The 10,292-nt window shown below is 64.5% G+C and carries 10 protein-coding genes; 7 read left to right on the top strand and 3 right to left on the bottom strand.

Annotated features, from left to right (window positions below; genetic code table 11):
* On the top strand, positions 1-224 hold a 224-nt coding region (locus KBA32_RS13530; RefSeq protein WP_294359771.1), incomplete at its 5' end, for a hypothetical protein.
* Positions 225-492: 268 nt separating this feature from the next.
* Here the strand turns inward: KBA32_RS13530 and KBA32_RS13535 are convergent.
* Together KBA32_RS13535 and glnK are read right to left on the bottom strand one after the other, a co-directional pair.
* Positions 493-2,001: an ammonium transporter gene (locus tag KBA32_RS13535; protein ID WP_294359773.1), complete on the bottom strand. Its 1,509-nt coding sequence runs from the start codon at positions 1,999-2,001 to the stop codon at positions 493-495.
* 10 nt (positions 2,002-2,011) lie between these two features.
* Positions 2,012-2,350 (bottom strand): P-II family nitrogen regulator, encoded by a 339-nt coding sequence (glnK, locus tag KBA32_RS13540; protein ID WP_294359775.1) that lies wholly within the window; start codon positions 2,348-2,350, stop codon positions 2,012-2,014.
* Positions 2,351-2,546: 196 nt separating this feature from the next.
* Here glnK and KBA32_RS17195 point away from each other — a divergent pair, with 196 nt between their 5' ends.
* The 5 genes from KBA32_RS17195 to KBA32_RS13565 all read left to right on the top strand — a co-directional run bounded on the left by KBA32_RS17195 (position 2,547) and on the right by KBA32_RS13565 (position 7,560).
* Positions 2,547-2,975 (top strand): accessory factor UbiK family protein, encoded by a 429-nt coding sequence (locus KBA32_RS17195; RefSeq protein WP_367113785.1) that lies wholly within the window; start codon positions 2,547-2,549, stop codon positions 2,973-2,975.
* 55 nt (positions 2,976-3,030) lie between these two features.
* Positions 3,031-3,783 (top strand): DUF3348 family protein, encoded by a 753-nt coding sequence (locus KBA32_RS13550; RefSeq protein ID WP_294359777.1) that lies wholly within the window; start codon positions 3,031-3,033, stop codon positions 3,781-3,783.
* Positions 3,784-4,128: 345 nt separating this feature from the next.
* Positions 4,129-6,330, top strand: coding sequence for a DUF802 domain-containing protein (locus KBA32_RS13555; RefSeq protein WP_294359779.1), 2,202 nt, complete (start codon positions 4,129-4,131; stop codon positions 6,328-6,330).
* A gap of 2 nt (positions 6,331-6,332) precedes the next feature.
* On the top strand, positions 6,333-6,989 hold the full coding sequence (locus KBA32_RS13560) for an OmpA family protein (RefSeq protein WP_294359781.1): 657 nt from the start codon (positions 6,333-6,335) through the stop codon (positions 6,987-6,989).
* A complete protein-coding gene (locus tag KBA32_RS13565) occupies positions 6,982-7,560 on the top strand; it encodes a DUF2894 domain-containing protein (RefSeq protein ID WP_294359783.1) in 579 nt (192 codons plus the stop codon). The genes KBA32_RS13560 and KBA32_RS13565 overlap by 8 nt, the downstream gene beginning before the upstream one ends.
* 249 nt (positions 7,561-7,809) lie before the next feature.
* On the opposite strand, the gene KBA32_RS13570 is transcribed toward KBA32_RS13565, so the two are convergent.
* On the bottom strand, positions 7,810-8,091 hold the full coding sequence (locus KBA32_RS13570) for a hypothetical protein (protein WP_294359784.1): 282 nt from the start codon (positions 8,089-8,091) through the stop codon (positions 7,810-7,812).
* Between the two features lie 180 nt (positions 8,092-8,271).
* Between KBA32_RS13570 and KBA32_RS13575 the strand changes: the two genes are divergently transcribed.
* Positions 8,272-10,292 (top strand): transglycosylase domain-containing protein (locus tag KBA32_RS13575; protein WP_294359786.1); only part of this gene is annotated, 2,021 nt, incomplete at its 3' end.

Here is a 10,292-nt window from a genome sequence, read left to right on the forward strand (position 1 = left end):
ACAGGCTGAGCCACCGCCAGCAGGAACGCGAGACAGAAATAACTGATGAGGCCCACACAAAGCCGGGTCATGATTTCGAGTCCGTCGAGTTGACGACCAGCAGCGTTGGTCGCGAAGGTTCGTTCCTGGTTGCTTGTCGTGTTGCCGACAGCGAGTGCCCGTTTGTCCTTTCCGGAATCTATTTTGAAAACACGATCTCGACAATCAATTCTCAGAGTCTGTGAAAAAACTCAAACCCCACCGCAGAGGCACGGAGGCGCAGAGGAAACGCAGAGGAAAAACACCGTTTCCAAAGGTTTTCCCTGCGAAAACTCTGCGTCTCTGTGGTGTTTCTGCATTTGTTCACAACCTCTCAGCAGAGATACGCCGCTTCTTCAACCCCAGCCGCCTATTTCGCTCATCCATCAGTTTCGACTCTAGCTCGTTCCGGCCCCGGGTACAAATGGAAGAAAAAGGGCGCCCCGTGGGCGCCCTTCGTTGCTGTGGTGACGCTTAGTGGTGGTAAGCCGACTCGCCGTGCGAGGTGATGTCCAGACCTTCGCGCTCTTCCTCTTCCGGCACGCGCAGGCCGATGAACATGTCGACCAGCTTGTAGGCGATCACCGAGACCACGGACGACCAGACGATGGCCACGCCGACACCCCACAACTGGCTGGTGACTTGACCGGCCATGTTGTACTCGCCAACCGCGTTGGCCACGTAGTCCCAGACGCCCGTTCCGCCGAGCGCCGGGTCGCAGAACACGCCGGTCAGGATCGCGCCGAGGATGCCGCCGACGCCATGCACGCCGAACACGTCGAGCGAGTCATCGGCGCCGAGCATGCGCTTCAGGCCATTGACGCCCCACAGGCAGACGATACCCGCCAGCAGACCGATGACCAGCGCGCCCTTGATGCCGACGAAGCCGGCCGCCGGGGTGATCGCCACCAGACCGGCCACCGCGCCGGAAGCCGCCCCGAGCATCGAAGGCTTGCCCTTGAGCAGCCATTCGGCCAGCATCCAGGACATCGCCGCACAGGCCGTCGCCACCCAGGTGTTGACCATCGCCAGCGCCGAACCACCGCTCGCTTCGAGCGCCGAACCGGCGTTGAAACCGAACCAGCCGAACCACAGCAGCGAGGCGCCGATCATCGTGAAGGTCAGGCTGTGCGGGGCCATCGATTCACGACCGTAGCCAACGCGCTTGCCGATCAGGAAGGCGCCGATCAAGCCCGCCACGGCGGCGTTGATATGCACGACCGTACCGCCGGCGAAGTCCAACGCACCCTTCTGGAAAAGGAAGCCAGCGGTCGCTGCGGCGGCTTCACCCGCTGCTGCATCCGTGTAGGCATCCGGACCCGCCCAGTACCAGACCATGTGCGCCATCGGCAGGTAGGAGAAGGTGAACCAGAGCACCATGAAGACGAGGATCGCGGAGAACTTGGCGCGCTCGGCGAAGGCACCGACGATCAGTCCGCAGGTGATCGCCGCGAAGGCGCCCTGGAAGATGACGAAGGTAAATTCCGAGATATAGACGCCCTTGCTGAAGGTCGCGCCCAGCGAATCGATGGTCACGCCATCCAGGAACAGCTTGGAGAGCACGCCATAGAAGCTGCCGCCCTCGGTGAAGGCCAGCGAGTAGCCGTAGACCACCCACAGCACGCTGATCAGCGAGAAGGTGACGAAGACTTGCATCAGCACCGAGAGCATGTTCTTCGAGCGGACGAGACCGCCGTAGAACAAGGCCAGACCGGGGATCGACATCAGGATGACGAGCGCCGCGCTGACGAGAATCCAGGCGTTGTCGCTCTTGCTCAGGGTGGCGGCAGGAGCAGCGGGGGCTGCCTCGGCCGGAGCGGCTTCGGCTGCAGCTGCCGGAGCAGCAGCGGCCGGTGTAGCCGCCTCGGTCGCGGTCACCGCTGCCGGTGCGGCCGCTTCGTCCGCTGCCCAGGCGGAGCCGCCGAAGGCCATGCCCATGCCCAGTGCGCCGAGCAGGGAGAGTGTTGCCAGTAGTCGTTTCATGATGTGCTCCTCACAGGGCTTCCTCACCGGTTTCGCCGGTGCGGATGCGGATGACTTGTTCGATGTCGTAGACGAAGATCTTGCCGTCGCCGATTTTTCCGGTGCCGGCCGACTTCTCGATCGCCTCGATCACCTGATCGAGATGGTCGTCGCGGATCGCCGCTTCGACCTTCACCTTCGGGAGGAAATCGACCACATACTCGGCGCCCCGATACAGCTCGGTGTGCCCCTTTTGCCGGCCGAAACCCTTGACTTCGGTAACCGTGATGCCCTGAACGCCGATGACGGACAACGCCTCACGCACTTCGTCAAGCTTGAACGGCTTGATGATTGCGGTAACCATTTTCATGATGTGCTCCAGTTCTGGGGACTACGTGCTTTCCCCGGTTACAGATTGGTCAGGTCAAACGACGCGAACGACACGCCGTGGAAGCGGCGACGTCACGACAACAACAGCTGCAAAACGAATTCCCTTGTTTCATGGCGGACACTCCTTAAGCGTAGAAATGGATCGCAAGCTTTGCGAATCCAGCTAAGCAGGACGCGTGCCAGGTTGTTTTTTCTTTTGTTTTCCAGCGGTTATCCGCCATCAGGACGATTCATGGCTCATCAGCGCACATTGCTGGCGCACAAAAAATGGGCACCGCACCAAGCCGGTGCCGGGCGTCGTTCTGGTGCGCTGTGCTAAACTCGACGCGTCCCAAAACCCCGTTTCCCGAAAGACCGACGCCATGCTCGACCCCAAAGTATTCGAGGAATTCAGCAACCGCCTGAGCACCCTCATCGCCGCCAGCCCGGCCGCGGATATCGAGAAGAACGCGCGCGCCCTCATGTCCGGTTTCTTCGCCAGACTCGATCTCGTCACACGCGAGGAATTCGACATCCAGGCGCAGGTGCTCCAGCGCACACGGGAGATGCTCAAGGCCTTGGAAGAGCGCGTCGCGCGCCTGGAAAACCCGCCCAGCGGCGACTGAAGTCCTTCGCGGCGGATAGTGTCGCTACGACAGCTGATCCGCCGGCAGCACCGAATTGCAACGCGCCACATTCCACCGTTCCGCTCTCCTCCGTCTCCTCTCAGAACAGCACCCGCAGGTCCCCGAACCGAAGTACGACTTCGGCGAACGGCTCGGGCGCTGGCTGGATCTTGCGGACGCGATGACGCTGTTTTCCGTCCTCGGCAGCGGGGCCGGTGAGCGTACGCCCCTGCCTCGGGCAGAGAGTGATCTGCCGGCACAGTTGCAACACGTGCGAACCACGTTGAGCAATGCCATCGAGAACGACGGCCTTTTCAGAACCGACCCGAACGGCAGCGCGCCCCGTATCCCGTTTCCGCTGCCGCAGTCGCTGGCCAGCGCCGACGGCCTGCCCGACTTCACCCCTTATCACCGCTATTACCTCGCGCACCAGCGCGAGATGACCAACGCCATCACCGCCTTGCGCACCCAAGCCCGCAAGGCGCTCGCCGGCCTGTCGCCCGCCGGTCGCCAACTGGCCGGCCTCGACGCCGCCTTCGAGAAAGCGCTCGCCGCGCGCGAGAGCACGCTGCTGGCGAACGTCCCGATCCTGTTCAGCAAGTGCTTTGAACAACGCTACGCCGAACACATGGCGGCGTTGATCGACGCGGACGATCCCGCCGCCTGGACACATCCCGGCAGCTGGCTCGACGCCTTCTGCAACGACGCCAAGCGTTTGTTGCTCGCCGAACTCGACCTGCGCCTGAAGCTCGTCTCCGGGTTAGTCGCTGCCTTGACTACGGCATCCGGCGGCGCGAATGCTTTTTGAGGTTCTTGAAATTGGCTGACAGCTCTCTACTACCGCTCGCCCTGAGCCTGTCGAAGGGCGGATCCCCTCGCCTCAGAGTCTGTGAAAAAACTCAAAACCCACCACAGAGGCGCAGAGGCACAGAGGAAACGCAGAAAAAAACATGGTTTCCAAAGGTTTTCTCTGCGAAAACTCTGCGTCTCTGTGTCCCCCAAGGGGATTTCCTGCGGGGCATCTCTGTGGTGGGTGTTTCGGCATTTATTCACAACCGCTCAGGCCCGTTCATGCCCTTCGGCAGGCTCAGGGCGAACGGTAGATAGGTCATCAGTTACCCATAAGATTCTCGCTAGAACGAAACGAACACGCATGAACCCCAACAATCGCAATCTCAATTTCATCGCCTTTTTCCTCGGCCTGGCCGCCGTCACCTGGATCGCCCTCGGCTACGTCGGCGGCAACACGCTCGCGCTCGGCGTCTCCTGCACCATCGCCGTGGTCTACGTGGTCGGCGCATTCGAAATGCGGCGCTTCCACGGCGACACGGCGGCGCTCGCCCGCGCGCTCGACAACGTCCCAGAAGAAATCACCGACCTTAGCGATTGGCTACAACAAGTCCCGGCCACGCTACGCAACGCAGTGCGCCTGCGCATCGAAGGCGAACGCATCGCTCTGCCCGGCCCCGGCGTCACGCCCTACCTCGTCGGACTCCTCGTTCTGCTCGGCATGCTCGGCACCTTCCTCGGCATGGTCGTCACGCTGAACGGCGCGGTGCTCGCGCTGGAGAGCACCACCGACCTGCACACCATCCGCTCCGCGCTCGCCGCGCCGGTCAAGGGGCTCGGCGTCGCCTTCGGCACCTCGGTCGCCGGCGTCGCCACGTCGGCCATGCTCGGCCTGATCTCGACGCTCTGCCGCCGCGACCGCCAGCACGTCGGCCGCCTGCTCGACGGCAAGGTCGCCGGCGCGCTGCGCCACGTCTCCTTCGCGCACCAGCGCCAGGAGACGTTCAAGGCGCTGCAGGCGCAGGCGCAGATGCTGCCCGAGCTGGTCGGTAAACTCGACACGATGATGCGCTTGATGACCGACCAGAATCGCCAGCTCGGCGAACAGCTGATCGCCGACCAGCAGCGCTTCCATGAAGAGAGCAAGGGGCTGTACGCCAACCTCGCGCAGTCCGTCGATCAGTCGCTCAAGACCAGCCTCGCGGCGAGTGCGACAGCCGCCGCCGCGGCCATCGAACCGATCGTTACCGCCACCATGAGCGGCATCGCCGCGCAGACGAGCGAGCTGCACGGCAAGCTCTCGGGCACCGTGGAGACCCAACTCGCCGGATTCGAAGCGACCCAAAGCCGTCTGCAGACCGACGCCGCGCAACAGCACGCCGCCTTGGCGGCAACCACCGCCGCCAGCCAGCAGGCGCTGGCCGACGCACTCGCCGAGCAATTCAACGGCGTCACCACCCGCCTCGACCGCGCGGTGAGCCAGGTCGCCGAGACCTTCGGTGAACGGACGCAAGCGCTGCTGGCGTCCGTGGACGCGAGCCGCGCCGCCTTCGCCCAGACCGTCGAAACGCAACAGACCGCGCTGACCCAGCACGTCGCCACCCAGCTCGACGGCATCGCCCAGCGCTTCGATGGCGCCGTGCAGACGGTTTCCGCGACATGGACCGAAGCGCTCGCCAAGCACGAGGCCGCGAGCGACCGTCTCACGCAAGCGCTCGACCAGACGCAGACCTCCCTGGCCGAGGCCTTCGCCGAACGCAGCGCCGCACTGCTCGCCGACCAGCGCACCGCGCAAGCCGCCTGGCAAAGCGAATGGGCCGCCGGCGAACAGCAACGGCAGGCCTGCTTCACCGACGCCTTGAGCGCGATGGCCGCCAAGCTCGAAACACAATGGCAGCAAGCGGGCGAGAAGACACTGGCGCAGCAGGAAGCAATCACGCAGACGCTGGGCACCACCGCACGTGACCTCGTCGCCGCCCATCAGCGCCAGGCCGAAACGACAATCGCCGAAGTCACACGCCTGATGCAGACCGCCGCCGAAGCGCCCAAGGCCGCAGCCGAGGTGATCGGCGAGCTGCGCCAAGAACTCTCGGCGAGCATGGCGCGCGACAACAGCCTGCTCGAAGAACGCAGCCGCATCATGGAGACGCTGGGTGCGCTGCTCGACGCAATCAACCACGCCTCGACCGAACAGCGCGGCGCGATCGACGCGCTCGTCGCCACCTCCGCCGAACTGCTCGAACGCGTCGGCAGCCGGTTCGCTGCCAAGGTGGAAAGCGAAGCCGGCAAGCTCGTCGACATCGGCGCCAGCGTCGCCGGCGGCGCGCTCGAAGTCGCCAGCCTGGGCGAAGCCTTCGGCCACGCCGTGCGGCTGTTCAGCGACTCCAACGAGAAGATGATGGCCGCGCTGCAACGCATCGAAGGCGGGCTCGCCAAGTCGCTCACGCGCAGCGACGAGCAGCTCGCCTACTACGTCGCCCAGGCGCGCGAGGTCATCGAGCTCAGCATCCTGTCGCAGAAAAAGATGGTCGACGACCTGCAGCGCGCCACCCGCAGCGAGGCCTGAGCATGGAAGACATCGACCTCGGTTTCGAACACGGCGCACATGAGAGCACGCCGGTGTGGGCGGTCTTCGGCGACCTGATGTCCGGGCTGCTCGGCGCCTTCGTCATCATCCTCGTCGGCGTCCTCGGCGTGCAGCTCGAACTCGCCACCAGCCTCGAAGCCGAGATCCAGAAACGCCAGCAGGAAGAACAACGGCGCGAGGCGCTCGAAAAAGCGCTCGCCGGCCCGCTGGCCGCCGGCCGCGTCACGCTCGACAACGGCAAGATCGGCATCAGCGGCAACGTCCTCTTCGCGCACAACTCGGACCAGTTGCAGCCAGAAGGCAAGCAACTGCTGCAAACGCTCGCCCCGCCAATCACCGCCTATCTCGGCGCCAGCGACCAGATCCTGATGATCAGCGGCTTCACTGACGACATGCCGGTGCGCGACAACAACCGCAAGTTCGTCGATAACTGGGAGCTCTCCGCCCAGCGCGCGCTGACCGTCACGCGCACGCTGATCGACGAAGGCGTACCAGCCTCCGCTGTCTTCGCCGCCGCCTTCGGCGCGCAGCAGCCCGTCGCCGACAACGCCGACCCCGAAGGCCGTGCCCGCAACCGCCGCGTCGAAATGGCGCCGGTGCCGAAGAGCAGCACGAACGGCAAGGCCGCTAATGACTGAGTCAGTAGACCTTCAGGCCACCCTGAACGCCCTGCGAGCCGACGGCGCCGCCGAACGTGACCCCGTCCGCTTCGCCTACCTCGAAGCCCTGACCCGCCGCGCCGCCACGCAACCCGAATCAGTGCGTGCATTGCTTGAGGCGAAGATCCAGGAAGCCATCCGCGAACTCGCCGCCGCCCCAACCGATTCAGCCGCCATGGCGCCCAATGACGGCGCAAGCAGCCCGCTGACCGAACTCCTCGCCCACATCACCCAGCACGCCAACGAACAACCCGAGGCGACCCAACTCCGCTCGATCGCCCGCTTCCAGGACACCTGGGCCCGGCTCAGCACCGAGCAACAGCTCACACAAACCCTCGCGCAAGCGCCGGAGAACGCCGGCCCGATGAACTCCCAACACCTCGTCCTGCGCAGCCTGCAACGCATGCACGACCTCGCGCCGGACTATCTGCAATCCTTCATGTCTTACATCGATACGCTGATCTGGCTGGAGAGCGCGGCGCGCCCGTCGGCCGGTGACCGAGAAAGCAAGGAGCGATCAGGAAGGCCAAGCCGGACGAGTCGGCAATAGAACTTGAATCGAGCATGTCGCGGCAGAGATGCCGCCCGCAGATTTTATGCCGCAGACCGACAAGTTTTGGTGCAGTATTGCTGTTCGAATTTCATGTTGGTCCGACCGGGTTTTAAAGGGGCGTGGAATACCTGACAGGTCTCAATCACCGTTCGCCCTGAGCCTGTCGAAGGGCGGGGTGCTCTCGCCTTGGCGCCCGTTCATGGTTCGACAGGCTCACCACGAACGGTGGATACGTGACTGGAGACCCTATTTCTCTGCATCGACGAGGCCCTTGACGAACCATTTCTGCATGAGGACGACGCCGACTGGCGGCAGCATGGCGAGCACGGTGGTGGCCATGACGACCGGGTACGTGCTCCCGTCGGTGGTCATCAGCAGTGGCCACAGGTACTGGTTCCAGCCGTAGATGAACTGGATGACGAAGAGCGCCGCGATGCTCGTCGTCGAGAGCGGGATGTCCTTGAAGAAGCGCATCGGCCCGGCGCCGTCGATGGTGGCGACGTCCATCCGGACTGTCGAGAAAGTCATCGTTTGAAAGTCGTCGCCTGACGGATTTCTCGCCACGCGGGAAACCGGTATCGAGTCTGGCAGCGACGTATTGCAGCGCGATGACATGTAACGCACGCGCATCCTTGGTAGCATGAGCGTCCTTCTTCGACGAGCGAACGCCGGCCGGCCACGCGCCGTGCGTTGCGCAGTACGCAGCACATGACCTCATTCCAGGATTTTGCAGCCGCCCTCCAGCAACGACTGAATCGACTCCGGCCCGGCCTCGGCGACCGTCTGGCGAGCTTCGTCGCGACCTTGCCGCAACGCCTACGCCACCCGAGCCGGCGCGACATCCTGCACGCGCTCGCCGTGCCGCCGGCGCTGCTTGTGCTGTACGCGCTCGCGCTGATCCCCTTCACGCCGAGCATCAGCGACATCCGCAAGGCCGCTTCGGAACAGCCGGCGCAGATCCTCTCGGCCGACGGTCGCAAGCTCACCGAGTTCAAGCAGTCGAACCGGCAGTGGGTCGCGCTCAAGGAGATTTCGCCGCATGTCGTCAAGGCGCTGATCGCGACCGAGGATCACCGCTTCTACGATCACTTCGGCCTCGACTGGCGGCGCACGGCGTCGGCCTTGTACTACACGCTGCACGGCGACCGCCAGGGCGGCTCGACGCTGACCCAGCAGCTTGCGCGCAACCTCTACCCGGAAGAGATCGGCCGCGCGGCGAGCCTCAAGCGCAAGCTGAAGGAGGCGATCACGGCGCTCAAGATCGAGGCCGTCTATTCGAAGGACGAGATCCTCGAAACCTACCTGAACACCGTGCCCTTCCTCTACAACGCCTTCGGCATCGAGATGGCGGCGCGCACCTACTTCGACACCTCGGCCGATACCCTTGACGTGCTGCAGAGCGCGACGCTGGTCGGCATGCTCAAGGGCAACAGCTACTACAACCCGGTGCTCAACCCCGAGCGCGCCATGCAACGGCGTAACATCGTGCTCGCGCAGATGGTCAAGCGCGGCCAGCTCGACGCGGCGAAGTTCGAGTCGCTAAAGCAACGGCCGCTGCGCGTCGAGTTCGAACGGCAGAGCGAGCCGCCGGGACCGGCGCCACACTTCGCGCAACAGCTGCGCAAGTGGCTGATCGCCTGGGCCGACCGCAACGACTACAACATCTACAGCGACGGCCTCGTCGTTCATACGACGCTCGACTACAAGCTGCAGGTGCAGGCCAACCAGGCCGTTGCGCGCCAGGGCTACCAGCTGCAAAACCTCGCCAACGCGGCGTGGGGCCGAAGCTCCGTGTGGACACCCACCAATCCGCTGGTCGAAGCCTTCATGCGCGACACGGCAGAGTACAAGGCCGCGATCGATGGCGGCGCGACGCCTGAACTGGCGATCAAGCAACTCGCCGCCGACACGGCGTTCATGCGCGAACTGCGCCGGCAGAAGACGACGATCCAGGCCGGCTTCCTCGCCCTCGACCCGCAGAACGGGCAGGTCAAGGCCTGGGTCGGCAGCCGTGACTTCAAGGACGACGCTTTCGACCACGTGCAGCAGGCGCGCCGGCAACCCGGCTCGACGTTCAAGCCCTTCGTCTATGGCGAGGCCTTCCGCCAGGGGATGAGTCCCGACGACACGCTGGTCGACGAGGCGGTCGAGATCGAGGTCGGCGGCGACGAGATCTGGCGCCCGTCCGACGGCAAACCGCCGAGCGGTCAGCCGATGCGCCTCGCCGACGCGCTCGCCTACTCGAAGAACACGATCACCGCGCAGCTGATGCAGGAAGTCGGGCCGAACAAGGTGGTCAAGCTGGCGCAGGCGATGGGCATTCGCCAGAGCACGCTGGAAGCCGTGCCTTCGCTCGCGCTCGGCACCAGCCCGGTGACGCTCATGGAGATGGTCGCCGCCTACGGCACCATCGCCAACGGCGGCCGCTATCTCGCGCCGGTGATGGTCACGCGCATCGAGGATCGCAACGGGAAGGTCGTCGAGGAATTCGCCCCGGCCGACGCCGAACAGGCGCTCTCCGATGACGTTGCCTATACGCTGCTCGACACGATGCGCGGCGTCATCAACCGCGGCACCGGCAGCGCCATCCGCAGCCGCTTCGGCATCCGCGCCGACGTCGCTGGCAAGACCGGCACGACGCAGGACAACGCCGACGGCTGGTTCCTCCTGATGCATCCGCAGCTCGTCGGCGGCGCCTGGGTCGGCTTCAACGACAGCCGCGTCACGCT

Source organism: Propionivibrio sp., from assembly GCF_017995515.1.
Classification (GTDB): Bacteria; Pseudomonadota; Gammaproteobacteria; order Burkholderiales; family Rhodocyclaceae; genus Propionivibrio.